Source organism: Alicyclobacillus sp. SO9 (assembly GCF_016406125.1).
Taxonomy (GTDB): Bacteria; Bacillota; Bacilli; order Alicyclobacillales; family Alicyclobacillaceae; genus SO9.
This window is the reverse complement of the sequence record NZ_CP066339.1, coordinates 2,079,483-2,094,589: the sequence shown is the minus strand read 5'-3', so window position 1 is coordinate 2,094,589 and position 15,107 is coordinate 2,079,483. Positions and strand designations below refer to the sequence as shown.

General features: G+C 51.7%; 7 protein-coding genes and 3 rRNA genes. 2 read left to right on the top strand and 8 right to left on the bottom strand.

Annotated features, from left to right (window positions below):
- Positions 1 to 90 precede the first annotated feature (90 nt).
- The 4 genes from GI364_RS09355 to GI364_RS09340 form a co-directional block, all read right to left on the bottom strand.
- Complete coding sequence (locus GI364_RS09355) at positions 91 to 1,413, bottom strand: hypothetical protein (protein ID WP_198853337.1); 1,323 nt, start codon at positions 1,411 to 1,413, stop codon at positions 91 to 93.
- A 1,545-nt stretch (positions 1,414 to 2,958) separates the two neighbouring features.
- Positions 2,959 to 3,075: ribosomal RNA gene (rrf, locus tag GI364_RS09350) — 5S ribosomal RNA — on the bottom strand.
- 126 nt (positions 3,076 to 3,201) lie between these two features.
- Positions 3,202 to 6,162: ribosomal RNA gene (locus GI364_RS09345) — 23S ribosomal RNA — on the bottom strand.
- A 319-nt stretch (positions 6,163 to 6,481) separates the two neighbouring features.
- Positions 6,482 to 8,028 (bottom strand): 16S ribosomal RNA (locus GI364_RS09340).
- The 16S, 23S and 5S rRNA genes sit together here, the layout of an rRNA operon.
- 585 nt (positions 8,029 to 8,613) lie before the next feature.
- Between GI364_RS09340 and GI364_RS09335 the strand changes: the two genes are divergently transcribed.
- Positions 8,614 to 8,793, top strand: coding sequence for an H-type small acid-soluble spore protein (locus GI364_RS09335; protein ID WP_198853336.1), 180 nt, complete (start codon positions 8,614 to 8,616; stop codon positions 8,791 to 8,793).
- 206 nt (positions 8,794 to 8,999) lie between these two features.
- Here GI364_RS09335 and GI364_RS09330 read toward each other — a convergent pair whose 3' ends face one another.
- Both GI364_RS09330 and GI364_RS09325 read right to left on the bottom strand, forming a co-directional pair.
- Positions 9,000 to 11,300: a thiamine pyrophosphate-dependent enzyme gene (locus tag GI364_RS09330; RefSeq protein ID WP_198853927.1), complete on the bottom strand. Its 2,301-nt coding sequence runs from the start codon at positions 11,298 to 11,300 to the stop codon at positions 9,000 to 9,002.
- 24 nt (positions 11,301 to 11,324) lie between these two features.
- Positions 11,325 to 12,350 carry a 2-oxoacid:acceptor oxidoreductase family protein gene (locus GI364_RS09325; RefSeq protein WP_198853335.1) on the bottom strand — a complete coding sequence of 342 codons (1,026 nt, stop codon included), beginning with the start codon at positions 12,348 to 12,350 and terminating at the stop codon, positions 11,325 to 11,327.
- A 435-nt stretch (positions 12,351 to 12,785) separates the two neighbouring features.
- Between GI364_RS09325 and GI364_RS09320 the strand changes: the two genes are divergently transcribed.
- Complete coding sequence (locus GI364_RS09320; protein WP_198853334.1) at positions 12,786 to 13,175, top strand: hypothetical protein; 390 nt, start codon at positions 12,786 to 12,788, stop codon at positions 13,173 to 13,175.
- Between the two features lie 43 nt (positions 13,176 to 13,218).
- Here GI364_RS09320 and GI364_RS09315 read toward each other — a convergent pair whose 3' ends face one another.
- Complete coding sequence (locus GI364_RS09315; RefSeq protein ID WP_198853333.1) at positions 13,219 to 13,959, bottom strand: restriction endonuclease; 741 nt, start codon at positions 13,957 to 13,959, stop codon at positions 13,219 to 13,221.
- 93 nt (positions 13,960 to 14,052) lie between these two features.
- The gene (locus tag GI364_RS09310; protein ID WP_198853332.1) at positions 14,053 to 14,991 is read right to left on the bottom strand and encodes an alpha/beta hydrolase; all 939 of its coding nucleotides are present in this window, start codon (positions 14,989 to 14,991) and stop codon (positions 14,053 to 14,055) included.
- Positions 14,992 to 15,107 lie beyond the last annotated feature (116 nt).

Here is a 15,107-nt window from a genome sequence, read left to right as displayed (position 1 = left end):
CATCACACCGCTTAATCCTACTCGGTTCCAGCACTTGTTGCGACTCGGTTGCAACACTTGTGTCGGCTCGGTTGCAACACTTCAATTCCCTTAGGTAAATTTTCTGAAGCTGGGTCTGTAAAAGTCAATCATGGTTCGAATTACATGTATACCTAAACCGAAAAATATAGCGAAAAGCGGCATCATCGGATATCGAAAGCGATCCCATGCTGGAAAGAAAAAGAAAATCGCCGTGTTGTAAGCCAAGTACGCGGTTGGCAGGGCAATGATACGCCAGGACTTTAAGACCATTCGAATACCTTTGATGGCACCAATGAAGCATATTCCCATCCACATCCAATAGGAGATGTTATTAAATAACGAGGCTCCATTTATTAGCCATCGGCTTGACGGGTCTTTAACCCCAAAAGTAACGCCTATAACATTGTTGTCCATCCAGTACAGGAAAAACCACTTGTAGAATCCGTGGAGAATGGTCCAGAATGGATGTCGTATCACATGTAACAGAAAATAGTGCATTCCGATTTGCCCCATTTTAGCGGGTAAATAGTGCATATTCGCCGCCAATAAAGGATTAACTTCCGGATTCCAGGACCAGTAGTACGACCCGTCCGCATGCGTGCCTTGCCACAAAACGACACCACCATTTGTGGAGATTAATGACAAATGATGTGTCGTCAAAATATTTCTGAGCGTTACCGGAAAAACACTCAGGCATACCCCTGCATATATCACTAGAATCATGCCTGCCGCTGCACGAAACGGCTTTTTGTTAATCCAAACTTCATATACACCGATGGCCACAGGAAAAAGCAGGGCAATTGGCCGGACGTCAGACGCCACGCCTAAGAGAATCCCCGAGAGGAGTATTGTCCACTTGTGCTGTGAACCTGAAGTGCGTACAGGACCTGAAGTTCGGGCTGTATCAGAAGTGCAGACTGTACGTGATGAGGAAAACATGTACACCAGCAAAGCCCCCAGCAACAGAGCTGTGTAGAGTTCTTCGGAACCCAGAACGGAATTCCATTCAATCTGACTTGGTAGAATCGTGTAGCCCAAAGCTGCAAAAAAGGCAATGTCATGGCGGTTCATTAACTTGTAAGCCATCACATAAATCAGAACCACTATAAAAACACTCAGACCTGCATTCATAGCCAGTCCCCAAGGCACTGAAGGCCCGGTCAACCTGAAGAGCAGGGAGAGGAAGAACGGATACCCGATGGGCCAGTATGCAGTGAAACGCCCATGTTCACGATATCCATGGCCCGCTGCTAGCTGCGAAGCGTGCCCATAATACCACGCAAAATCAGATATCTGATGCGGATGCATATACAAGAGCCACAACGTCCGCAGCAAAACGTTAAAACCGATTAACAATAGAATGTTACGTCTAAAAGTATTCCCGGTCGTCATTTTCTCAGCCAAACCCCTTCATATCGGTCCTTCATTCTTGTGTCTCACGATAACATGAGAGACGGCGCTAGTCTTCCTCCTTAGCCAAATCAGCTGTCAAACTACCTTAATATCTCTGTAAGAAGCAACTCAGTCAAAAATCCTCCAGTTTTGCCGGCCGCACGGCCCCACTACCGCGTGACTCCACGACTCCTAGAAGGCCTCGGATAGATATGCTTTTGTGAGAAGAACCATTATTCTGTGAGTGACTCGCTATAACGCTTACTCACGACGGCAGGGGGGCAGGTGGCAGTGCAGCACAAGCAACCCCGCCCGGGGGGGCTCGGGCACCCAACCCGGCGGCACAGGCACCAAACCGGGGGCTCGGGGCTCCGGCTGCCGCCCACCAGGGGGCCCGGCTGTCGGCGCCAGGGGGCCCGGCTGTCGGCGCCAGGGGGCCCGGCTGTCGGCGCCAGGGCCAAGTAGAGATCCGAGAAGAGCTTATTCGCCGAAACGGAGGCCAAATGGAGCGAATAAGCCCTTCAGACGAGCTTATTTGCCGTTCAGACCCCATTTTCGTTGGTTTTCCGGCCTTTAAGCACTTCTCAGGAGCTTATTTTGTACACGGCGATAGCCACGTTCCAAATAAGCACTTGTGGGATCTCTATTTTCTGCACCCCTCCCCCTCATCGGGTCTTTGGACACAGTTCCGCCACATCTGAGGCATGTCAACGGGCTGTTTGTGTCCGCCTTGTGAACACAACGACGCCAGGGAACATGTTTTGGCACTGCCCCCCCTCTTTTGCCCTCAAGCAGACACAATCCCGTCATAAACATCAACTCTACTTCCATGCATTCAGAACTTCAGACAGTAAATAAACGGGTGTCCCCGTTTATCTTCCTTCTCCTCTTTCTCTCTGTGTTCATTCCTTTCATGGACACAGTTGCACACGACTGTGCAAGAGCGGCGGGTTCACGTACAGGGCGGTCGAAACCAGGGGGCACGGGGGCTCCGGCTGTCGGCGCCAGGGCCAAATAGAGATCCGAGAAGCGCTTATTCGCCGAAACGGAGGCCCAAGAGAGGAAATAGGCGCTTCAGACGAGCTTATTTGCTGTTCAGACCCCATTTTCGTTGGTTTTCTGGCCTTTAAGCACTTCTCAGGAGCTTATTTTGTACATGGCGATAGGCATGTTCCAAATAAGCACTTGTGGGATCTCTATTTTCTGCACCCCTCCCCCTCATCGGCACTTTGGACACAGTTCCGCCACATCTGAGGCATGTCAACGGGCTGTTTGTGTCCGCCTTGTGAACACAACGTCGCCAGGGACCATGTTTTGGCACTGCCCCCCCTCTTTTGCCCTCAAGCAGACACAATTCCGCCATAAACATCAACCAACTCTGCTTCCATGCATTCAAAGAACTTCGGACGGTAAATAAACGGGTGTCCCCGTTTATCTTCCTTCTCCTCTTTCTCTCTTTGTCGGTTCCTCCACTTGTACCTACAGTCACATACAAAAAGACGCTGCACCACATCGGGTGCAACGCCTCTCTCTTCTTGCTCTCTCGCCTGGCAATGTCCTACTTTCCCAGGAGCTCGCGCTCCAAGTATCATCGGCGCTGGAGGTCTTAACGGTCGTGTTCGGGATGGGTACGCGTGTGGCCCCTCCGCTCTCGTCACCAGACTGGGAGATGAAGGGCGTGTGCTTCGTTCGTGCTGCGCAAGCCACTGCGCACACACCCTTCATTCCCCTATGTAATTGGTACCTCTTCTTCCCAGATAGCGAGTCGTCTGTCGTTTCCCTGTTCCTCTGGTGAAGCCCTCGACCGATTCGTATCCGTCAGCTCCACGTATCACTACGCTTCCACTCCGGACCGATCTACCTCGTCTTCTTCAAGGGGTCTTACTCCATAAATGGATGGGACACGTTATCTTGAGGGGGCTTCGCGCTTAGATGCTTTCAGCGCTTATCCCTTCCAGACTTAGCTACCCAGCTATGCTCTTGGCAGAACAACTGGGACACCAGCGGTCTGTTCATCCCGGTCCTCTCGTACTAAGGACGATTCCTCTCACGTATCCTGCGCCCGCGGCAGATAGGGACCGAACTGTCTCACGACGTTCTGAACCCAGCTCGCGTACCGCTTTAATGGGCGAACAGCCCAACCCTTGGGACCGACTTCAGCCCCAGGATGCGATGAGCCGACATCGAGGTGCCAAACCTCCCCGTCGATGTGAACTCTTGGGGGAGATCAGCCTGTTATCCCCGGGGTAGCTTTTATCCGTTGAGCGACGGCCCTTCCACTCGGGGCCGCCGGGTCACTAAGCCCGACTTTCGTCCCTGCTCGACCTGTCCGTCTCGCAGTCAAGCTCCCTTTTGCCTTTACACGCACTGCGCGATTTCCATCCGCGCTGAGGGAACCTTTGGGCGCCTCCGTTACCTTTTTGGAGGCGACCGCCCCAGTCAAACTGCCCGCCTGACACTGTCCCCACGCCAGTTTCATGGCGCCAGGTTAGAAGATTGGCATCTCAAGGGTGGTATCCCAACACCGACTCCACATTGGCTTGCGCCCCTGCTTCTCTGTCTCCCACCTATCCTGTACATGACATACCCATCTCCCATATCAAGCTGCAGTCAAGCTCCACGGGGTCTTTCCGTCTAGCCGCGGGTAACCTGCATCTTCACAGGTATTACAATTTCACCGGGTCTCTCGTTGAGACAGCGCCCAAGTCGTTGCGCCTTTCGTGCGGGTCGGAACTTACCCGACAAGGAATTTCGCTACCTTAGGACCGTTATAGTTACGGCCGCCGTTTACTGGGGCTTCAATTCAGACCTTCGGGTCGAAACCCTAAGCCCTCCTCTTAACCTTCCAGCACCGGGCAGGCGTCAGCCCCTATACTTCGCCTTTCGGCTTGGCAGAGACCTGTGTTTTTGATAAACAGTCGCTTGGGCCTTTTCACTGCGGCTCATCTCTCGATGAGCGCCCCTTCTCCCGAAGTTACGGGGCCATTTTGCCGAGTTCCTTAACGAGAGTTTTCCCGCGCGCCTTCGTGTTCTCCACGCGCCCACCTGTGTCGGTTTTCGGTACGGGCACTCCTTTCCTCACTAGAGGCTTTTCTCGGCAGTGTGATCCTCAGGACTTCGGTACTGTTCTTCCCTCCCCATCACAGCTTGAGGTTAATAGAACCGGGATTTGCCTCGATTCCCCTCTTGCTGCTTGGACGGCCTCTTCCATCCGGCCGCTTCCCTGGACCTCCTGCGTCACCCCTTCGCTCAAACAGTCTGGAGTGGTACTGGAATTTCCACCAGTTGTCCTTCGACTACGCCTTTCGGCCTCGCCTTAGGTCCCGACTAACCCTGGGCGGACGATCCTTCCCCAGGAACCCTTGGGCTTTCGGCGGACAAGATTCTCACTTGTCTTTTCGCTACTTATACCGGCATTCTCACTTCCATGACCTCCACCAAGCCTCTCAGCTCAACTTCGCCGCTCATGGAACGCTCCCCTACCACGCACATCTCTGTGCATCCAAAGCTTCGGTGTCCAGTTTAGCCCCGTTACATTTTCCGCGCAGCGTCACTCGACCAGTGAGCTATTACGCACTCTTTCAATGGTGGCTGCTTCTAAGCCAACATCCTGGTTGTCTGTGCACCGCCACATCGTTTCCCACTGAACTGGTACTTTGGGACCTTAGCTGTTGGTCTGGGCTGTTTCCCTTTTGACCACGGATCTTAGCATTCGTAGTCTGACTGCCCGGGTTAATATTGCGGCATTCGGAGTTTGACTGAGCTTGGTAACCCTGGACGGGCCCCGCACCCAATCAGTGCTCTACCTCCGCAACTCATCCCCGGACGCTAGCCCTAAAGCTATTTCGGGGAGAACCAGCTATCTCCGAGTTCGATTGGAATTTCTCCCCTACCCCCAGTTCATCCCCTGGCTTTTCAACGCCAGTGGGTTCGGGCCTCCATGCGGTGTTACCCGCACTTCACCCTGACCAGGGGTAGATCACCCGGTTTCGGGTCGAGGACTGCCAACTTATCGCCCTTTTCAGACTCGCTTTCGCTTCGGCTCCGGCTTCTCACCTTAACCTTGCTCGCCGCCCTCACTCGCCGGTTCATTCTACAAAAGGCACGCCGTCACACCTCTACGGATGCTTCGACTGATTGTAGGCACACGGTTTCAGGTTCTCTTTCACTCCGCTCCCGCGGTGCTTTTCACCTTTCCCTCACGGTACTCATCACTATCGGTCGCCAGGGAGTATTTAGCCTTAGGAGGTGGTCCTCCCAGATTCCCACGGGGTTTCTCGTGTCCCGCGGTACTTGGGGTCATGCGACAAAGTCGCGTCCGTTTCGAGTACGGGGCTCTCACCCTCTTCGACAGGCCTTCCCAGACCTTTCCTCTACGAACATCGTTTTCTCACTCTGTGAACCGGTTGCAGCCCGTTCTTCGCTTGCCCCGCTACCCCGTCTACGCATCCCCTGCAAGGTTTCCCGCGTATCCGGTTTAGGCTCTTCCGCTTTCGCTCGCCACTACTGACGGAATCACTCTTGTTTTCTCTTCCTCGGGGTACTGAGATGTTTCAGTTCTCCCGGTTGCCTCTACAGACCTATGGATTCAGCCTGCAGTCCTGGCCCATCACGACCAGGGGGTTCCCCCATTCGGACATCCACGGATCAAGGCTCGCTTACAGCTCCCCGTGGCATTTCGGTGTTCGCCCCGTCCTTCTTCGGCTCCTGGCGCCTAGGCATCCCCCGTGCGCCCTTTCTACCTTCACCACATTCGGTCCGCATTGCTGCTTCCCGATTTTCGGTATTTCATACTATCACTTTCATTCACATCCCTGTGAACGAAGTGCAGTTACCCATTTCTTATTTGTGAACAGGAAAATTCACTTCTCGCTATCTGGTTGTCAAGGTACACACCTCTGTGTCCGTAGACACAAAAGTTGAAGATACACTTCCCTGCATTCCTGCAGGCAGGGCACCTTCAAAACTAAACACACACACTAACTCCAGTTTCCACAATGGGACTTGCAGTTAGTTCAGAGACGCTTGCGTTCTGACAGACTCTCGCGGTCTGTCTAGTACTCCATAGAAAGGAGGTGATCCAGCCGCACCTTCCGATACGGCTACCTTGTTACGACTTCACCCCAATCATCAGCCCCACCTTCGGCGGCTAGTCCCCCTAAGGGTTACCCCACCGACTTCGGGTGTTGCCAACTCTCGTGGTGTGACGGGCGGTGTGTACAAGGCCCGGGAACGGATTCACCGCGGCATGCTGATCCGCGATTACTAGCAATTCCGGCTTCATGCAGGCGGGTTGCAGCCTGCAATCCGAACTACGAACGGTTTTCTGGGTTTTGCTCCACCTCGCGGTCTCGCTTCCCTTTGTTCCGCCCATTGTAGCACGTGTGTTGCCCAGGACATAAAGGGCATGATGATTTGACGTCATCCCCACCTTCCTCCGACTTGCGTCGGCTGTCACCTGTGAGTCCCCATCTTTACATGCTGGTAACACAGATTAAGGGTTGCGCTCGTTGCGGGACTTAACCCAACATCTCACGACACGAGCTGACGACAACCATGCACCACCTGTCTCCCCTGCCCCGAAGGGAAGGTGTATCTCTACACCGGTCAGGGGGATGTCAAGCCCTGGTAAGGTTCTTCGCGTTGCTTCGAATTAAACCACATGCTCCACTGCTTGTGCGGGCCCCCGTCAATTCCTTTGAGTTTCAGTCTTGCGACCGTACTCCCCAGGCGGAGTGCTTATTGGGTTTCCTTCGGCACTGAGGGCGGTAACCCCCAACACCTAGCACTCATCGTTTACGGCGTGGACTACCAGGGTATCTAATCCTGTTCGCTCCCCACGCTTTCGTGCCTCAGCGTCAGTCACTGTCCAGCAAGGCGCCTTCGCCACTGGTATTCCTCCACATCTCTACGCATTTCACCGCTACACGTGGAATTCCCCTTGCCTCTCCAGTACTCAAGCCTCACAGTTTCCAAGGCATTCTCAGGGTTGAGCCCTGAGTTTTCACCCCAGACTTACAAGGCCGCCTACGCACGCTTTACGCCCAGTGATTCCGGACAACGCTTGCCCCCTACGTATTACCGCGGCTGCTGGCACGTAGTTAGCCGGGGCTTCCTCTTCCGGTACCGTCTCGACAGGAGCATTCCCTCTCCTGTCCGCTCTTCCCGATTGACTGAGCTTTACAACCCGAAGGCCTTCTTCGCTCACGCGGCGTTGCTCCGTCAGGCTTTCGCCCATTGCGGAAGATTCCCTACTGCTGCCTCCCGTAGGAGTCTGGGCCGTGTCTCAGTCCCAGTGTGGCCGGTCACCCTCTCAGGTCGGCTACGCATCGTTGCCTTGGTAGGCCGTTACCCCACCAACAAGCTAATGCGCCGCGGGCTCCTCTGTCAGTACTGCCGTAGCAGCTTTCAAAGCAGGAAGATGCCTTCCCGCTGTCTATCCGGCATTAGCACCCGTTTCCGGATGTTATTCCAGTCTGACAGGCAGATTGCCCACGTGTTACTCACCCGTCCGCCGCTAACCTCTGGGAGCAAGCTCCCATCAGTCCGCTCGACTTGCATGTATTAGGCACGCCGCCAGCGTTCGTCCTGAGCCAGGATCAAACTCTCAAATTTGGTCTTGCTTATATCCTGTACTGCTCTTCTCTCAAAGAACAGACGAAGCTCATTTCTTACACAAGCGTCTCTTTCGTGTGTTTAGTTTTCAAGGAACCCTTTGCTTCAAATCCCGATGAACCATTCTGCTGTCAATCCACTGGGTTGGCGGTCTGCATTTCTCCGCTCATCCACTTGTCAATCTCGGCTGAATCATCCCGCCTGAAGTCCTTCATGATGTCTTATAAATGCTGTTATGGCGCGGGTTTTAAAGACTTTGTTGTCCGGCCCGCTCTCGCGGCGACATCGACTAATATACCACGATGTGAGAGGCAGATCAACCCTTTACGACAAAAATCTACATTTCAGTTTCGTACATCGCACGAACGGATTCTGCACATCGTAGAGAAGACGGCGCAGATGCTGCCGCCGTGAATGTACGCAGGGCCAGAACAGGTGCACGAAGTTTGCTAAACATGATAGGAAAGCACCACATCGACGCCGCTTTCCGTGAATCCGAATCAATCCGAATCAGAATTCGAGTCAGGTTGCAATCCAATAAGGTGAACGTTGCTGAAGACGTGATAACTGAAGGGGGCTATCGATGTGAATCAGAATCGAGCGGAGCAAATTGCGAGATCGCCAATTATGGCCAACGTGACGTATAAGGGACAGCCGATTTACATCCAACATGTTGAGGACAGCGGTCACTCAGCGCGCGTCTATCCTCTGAATAATCCGAAGGCGGAACAAAATGTTGCACTGGACGATTTATACGAGGGTTAACTGAATGCGCTAAGCAGAAGTCCACTTGTTAGGAACCAGAGACGAATCAGAAAGCCTGCAATGGTATGAGAGGGCCACCAGCGCAACTGAAACAGTGAAAGACCCCTCCAGGGAGGGGGCCTGGGGGGGCTTCTTCACGGTTCAAGTATTCAGTTTCAGTACTGTGCACGTATTGCACTTATGTCGTTCATCACACGTGTCGTTGATTACAGATCCGGGTGCTCGTGCTTTGCGAGCAGACGGCGCCAGCGACGGTCGACTTCTTCCTCAAACTGGTGCAGCAGTCCTTCATTTTCTTCCTTGAGCAGATGGCGGGTTTTACCCATGGTCTTCAGCCAGTCTGTCACCGGAATTCGCTGCTTCTTTTCATCCGGATTGTAAGTGATGTTCGTCTTGCCATGCTCCACTTCATAGAGCGGGAAGAAGCAGGATTTGACGGCAGCGCCCACAATGTTGTTGCCTTCAGAATCCTTGGACTTCCAGTTCAACGGGCAGGCAATCAAAATCTTGCCGTAAACCAATCCTTCGTTCTGAGCATACCACTGTGCTTTTGCTGCTTTCTTAATCAGGTCCTGAGCAAAGGCTTCCGTGCCAGTAAAGACGTACGGAATGTTCGTGGAAGCCATAATCTGCGGTGTATCCTTATGCGGGAATGACTTCCCTGTACCTTTCGGACCAATGTTAGATGTTGATGTTTGGTGTCCCAGCGGTGTTGAATAGGACAACTGTGCACCAGTGTTCATGTACCCTTCGTTGTCGTATTCCAGGATAATCATCTTGTGGTTCCGCAGTGCGGCTCCGATGGCTGGACCCATGCCGATGTCCATGCCGCCGTCTCCGGTTACCATCACGAATGTGATATCTTCGCCAACCTCAATTTCTCCGCGACGCTTTTTCTCCCAGAACATTTCTACGAGACCAGACAGAGTCGCTGCACCGTTTTGGAACAGATTATGAACATAGGTCACGCGATGCGATGTGTATGGATAACCGGTTGTGGTTACCATGGCGCATCCGGTTTGATACAAAACCACTACGTCCCCTTCAATGCCCTTCAGGAATGTCTCAACTCCAGGGAAGATACCGCATCCCGGACAAGCTCCATGACCAGGTGCCAAGCGGCGGGGCTTTTTGGTCAGTGTTCTCAGATTCGGAACCTTAACCTTTAGTTCCCCGGTATCTTGCTGCTCAACTGAAACGTAACCGCTCATTTCTTCCTTAGTCAGTGCCGGCAACCCTTGATGCAAGTTTTCCTGTACAGCCTCCACACTGCCAGGCTGTGTGCCGTAGTAATCAAAATCGAGCACTGCGCCGCCAGCCAACCAGGTTGTGCAGGCATCAAACAAGTCAAGTGCATCTGCAGGGTAGAATTCTTTGCCGCCCAGTCCATACACACGAGATAAGACATGTGCTTCGGAATGAACTTCCTGCAACGCAGCTTTCACTTCCTGTGTGAGATTCGCGCCGTGTGCACCATATGAATCTGCACGTTCTGCTACTAGAACAACCTTGGCTTTCGCCAATGCTTGTTGGATTGCTGCTTTTGGGAACGGGCGAATCATGTTGGGTGACACAATTCCAGCCTTAATTCCCTGTGCCCGCAAGTCGTCGACAGCATCTCGAGCCGTGTCAGCAGCGGAATTCAAAATAAACAGGACCACTTCTGCATCGTCCATTTTATAGAGGTCCAAGAGTCCATAATGCCGACCTGATACCTTTGCATAGTCAACTGCAATTTGCTCGAAGACTGCCTCCGCGTTATAAATTGCATTGGACTGTTGATATTTGTTGTTCATCTGATCCGGGTCGTTCATGTATGGACCAATGGTCACCGGATTCTTCGGATCCAGTGAAGTTACGGTTGGTGTCGGTGTCGGTCCGACAAACTCCTCAACTGGTTTCCTATCCTCGAAGAACTCTACTCTCCGTTTCGCGTGGGAGGTAAAGAATCCGTCATACGCAACCATCACAGGCAAGCGTACATCTTTGTGCTCAGCCAGTTTTAGGGCCATGATGTTCATGTCGTACACAGCCTGCGGGTCCCGTGCCAACAAAATCGGCCAGCCAATGTTCAGGCCATAGTATAGGTCGGAGTGATCGCCGCGAATGTCCAAGGGTCCCGATACCGATCTCGTTACCAAATTCAACACCATCGGAAATCTGGTCCCTGAGAACACGGGCAAGTTCTCCAGCATATATAGGAAGCCGTTCGCAGACGTCGCATTGAACACGCGTCCGCCCCCTGTTGCTGCACCGTAGCAGATACCCGCTGCGCCGTGTTCGCCGTCGGCCGGGATCATCGTGATGTTGTGCTCGCCGCGCACTTTCATCTGATCTAAGTACTGAGCGACTTCAGTTGACGGTGTAATAGGAAAGTAACCCATTAAATGGTAGTTGATTTGTGCAGCGGCTTTTGCTGCCATTTCATTGCCTGAATGAAACTCCTGGATTTGCTGGCCCAAAGACTCATTGTTGTTACTGACAGATGCTTTATCCACAACATTCATGCTCATTTGTTTTCAACCTCCCTCTCACCGAACTGCTAATCCGGCAAAACCGTGTTTCACCGTATGCTCATCTACATAGTCGCTTTCTTCGGCAATTGTCTGCAGCGCATCAGTCGGACACGCTTCAACACACTTTTGGCAACCCTTGCAGTACTGGTAGTCGATACCTTTCAGATACTGAAACTCGCGTCCCTTGCCGTTGTCTTTTGTCTCCCAGACAAAGCAAAGGTCGGGACAGACTTGGTCGCAAGCCGCGCAGTGAATGCAGGTATCCAGATTCAACGCTGGAACGAATCCCTCACGTGATGCACTCAGGTCTTTCGCCACTGAATTCCCTGGATGGACGATGTTCCCGCCAAGGAACTGCGATTCGTAACCCAAGCTCGTTTTTACAGGTACAGGGTCTGCTGCAGTTGCACTGTTATTGGATGGTGTTTCCGCGCTTTCTATCGGCTCTTCCTCAATGACTTCTGTGCGGCCCCCGTCAAACGTTCTCAAGTTTGCATCGAGTAAATGTTGATAGCGTGTAGAGAATGCTTCTGTGATGCCTTCCCGGACTGCTTCTGGGTCGAGCATCGGCACTGCTCTGCACATGGCACCAAGCATTGCTGTGTTGATACGGGTCTTTTCTCGGACCGAAATGCCCAGTGCATCGACAACAGCAATCTTAATATCGTTTCGCGAAACTTGTTCCCGAATTTCTTTCGTCGTGCGTTTTGTATTAACCAGCAGTGTTCCGCCGGGTCTCAGTCCCGCAATGGTTGACGGGTTTCTTAGCAGTGCTTCATGAAACACCGCAACAACGTCTGGCTCATCCACAGGGTATGTGCCGCGAATTTCAATTTCATGCGGTGCAAACTTCACGAACGCTTTTACAGGTGATCCCTTTTTCTCAGAACCGTACGAAGCTGCATACCAACCGTTCAAACCTTGTCTAATCACGCCTGACTCCGACAAAATCTTGCCGGCCAAATTCGCTCCAAGTCCTCCGATGGACTCCATTCGAATTTCCATGAATCGATGTGATACAGCTGTTTCATGCTGTTTCATTTGTGTTCACCTCCGCAATCGCTGTTAATTCAGGTAAAAGAACACGATGAGGACGTCTGTATTACTTACGCGACACCCCTGTATCAACAGCTACGGATTAAGCGTAGACCTGCAGAGCATTTCATAGTAGAGGAATATGTACTAATTATCAGATAGGTGTTTTGGACTATTTAAATATCCCCCAATCCGACCCTGCCCCTTTTTGATGTATTCTTGAGATGTGTTACTTTTTCAATACTGGTAAGGGTTGGCCGTCATTGGTTCACTTGGATTCGATGGATTGTGATGTGTCTTTTAGACTAGTACACTGGAAATCAGACCAGACCTTTTATCATTGACAGTAAATTTGTTTTTCTCGTTTACAAACAGCCAGCGAACTAAAACAACTGTTCTCACTTCACGAGGACGATTTCAACAGGAAGGAGTCAAGACACGGTGAACGTTTATCAGGCCGTATTCGGAGACGGTGCAAAGCAGGAGGAATTTGTTTCTCGAAACTATCAGACTGCAGCGAAACTTGCTATCCTCGATGGAATTCATATGGCTGAAGCCATCAACGAAACAGAGTATGAGAACCAGATTGATTGGGATAAGCAACCTCCTCTGACGGGAAGTAGAAGAGACTTGAGGATTATGATTGGATACGCTGAGGGCACCGAGCACAAGTTTTACATTGACATCCGTACAATGAAAGCCCCCATGTTTATGCAACACAAAGACCCCGGTATTCCAAAACACCTCTCCGACCACGAAATGAAACTGGTCGATATGTACGCTCAACTCATTGAAACAGGAAGATACGGAAATGCAGAAATTGTTGAGTAGACAGTCCAAGACGAAATAAGCTGTGAGAACAAGCCGAAGACGGCTACGCCTGCACCGTTTTCTCCGCTTGTTCCTGTTTCTCACTCACTTCGATGAGACTGTCAATCAAATCGCTTCGATTCCACAGTTCAATGTCATTCTTCTTCGCTATTTCACGGGCGCCCGCCGTAAACTCGCTGGTGGTTATCACCATTCCGGCGTCAGCATGATAGTACGGTCTGCTGCCAATGACCTCTTCAACCCACCGTGTCCCTACAGCCTCCCTAGAGGCTCTCAATCGCACTGCAACACGGTTGCCGTTTGGTTTGTTGACAACTAGATTTGCCCCGTGATTGTTTGTCCTCGGTGTACGCTCCGGCGCCCACCCTTTCGCATAAAAGTGCAACTCCATGCTCTCAAGAAAAGCCTCCGGCTCCATTTCCTCCATTTGCTGAATTCCTGACTGCTCAATTCTTTGCAACTGCTCCGCCTTGAGACGAGGAGCCGCAAAGTATTTGTTGTAAAATCCGATAGCTGCAATACCTAGTGCAACAATCAATATGTCTGAGTTCCTGAGCAACGGATTATGGGAAAATGACAGGGCCGTGGCAGCCATAGCGATTGCGAACAATCCCGCAACCGTGTATTTCTTCCGAATGACGTAATATGCAGCAAGCGAGGCTTCGGTACTGAGGACTGTGATTCCCAAGACAAGTCTCGTGTCGTGAAAAGTAACTAACGAAATGACGATGCCAATCGCAATAGCCATTGAAAGCAGCCTGCGATTCATCCAATCTCGATTCATATGGACTCCCCTGTCGCGCTGTTGTCTTGTTACAAGTGTAGACAAGTCGGACAGGGTTCAATCCTCTATGAAACATCACGAGCTGACACATCACTAGATGGTTCCAAATTTCAGTTGTTGCTCCAGCCATTGATAGATCTCCTGAAACACCTCGTCTCGATTGGTCTCCTGAAACAACTCATGGCGGGCTCCGTCGTAAAATTTCACTTCCACGTTCGTGATACCTCTTCTTTGCAACTGCTGGACTGCCTGTTGGACGCCTTTTGTGCGATGACCAACGGGATCGTCAGAGCCGCTCAAGAACAAAAAAGGCAACTCCTTCTCTATTTTGGAAATTTCTGAATCCCTATGAATTGCAAACAGACCTGTAAGTAAATCCACGTAGAAACCCGACGAACAGACAAAGCCGCACAAGGGGTCATTCACGTACTTGTCCACTTCGCGATGGTCTCGAGACAGCCAGTCAAAGGGTGTTCGTACATTTGCAAAAGATTTATTGTAATTGCCAAACATCAGTTGGTTCATCTTTTCACTAGGCGCCAACTTTCCCAGCTTTCGGACTTGCGACTGAGCAAGAATTTTGCCCACGCGACCAGGAAAGCCAGGACTTCCCGCGGTGCCTGTCAGTATAACCCCTTGAACCCGGCCGTGAAAGCGCTGTACATAGCGTCGTGCTAAAAACGAACCCATGCTGTGACCCAGCAGAAACACAGGTACGTTCGGAAACTCACCATGGATCAGTCCGTTTATCTCGTGCATATCGTCCACAACACGTTCAAAACCGTCATGGTCTGCCAGAAAGCCCGTGTTCCCGGACTGCTGCCCAGTTTTCCCATGACCGCGATGGTCGTTGCCGTACACTATAAAACCATGATTCGCCAAGAATTCTGCAAATGGCTGATAGCGGCCAATGTGCTCGGCCATGCCATGAGACAACTGCATGACTGCTTTGGCATCCTGCCCTTCAGGGTGCCATTTTTTCAGGAAGACCTGATGGCCGTCAGACATACTCATGGTAAATTCGTGCTCCATGTGGGTCACCCCTGTTTCACTTTGTACAATAATTCGGGCTTCGTGTCAGCCGCGGCACAATTGGACTAGACGCAGTTGACCAATCATAGTCAGGTAATTCTATTTTACTACAAATG

Coding starts and splice junctions, on each gene's coding strand:
- GI364_RS09355 (WP_198853337.1), bottom strand. CDS start 1,413: ATGACGACCGGGAATACTTTTAGACGTAACATTCTATTGTTAATCGGT.
- GI364_RS09330 (WP_198853927.1), bottom strand. CDS start 11,300: ATGAATGTTGTGGATAAAGCATCTGTCAGTAACAACAATGAGTCTTTG.
- GI364_RS09325 (WP_198853335.1), bottom strand. CDS start 12,350: ATGAAACAGCATGAAACAGCTGTATCACATCGATTCATGGAAATTCGA.
- GI364_RS09315 (WP_198853333.1), bottom strand. CDS start 13,959: ATGAATCGAGATTGGATGAATCGCAGGCTGCTTTCAATGGCTATTGCG.
- GI364_RS09310 (WP_198853332.1), bottom strand. CDS start 14,991: ATGGAGCACGAATTTACCATGAGTATGTCTGACGGCCATCAGGTCTTC.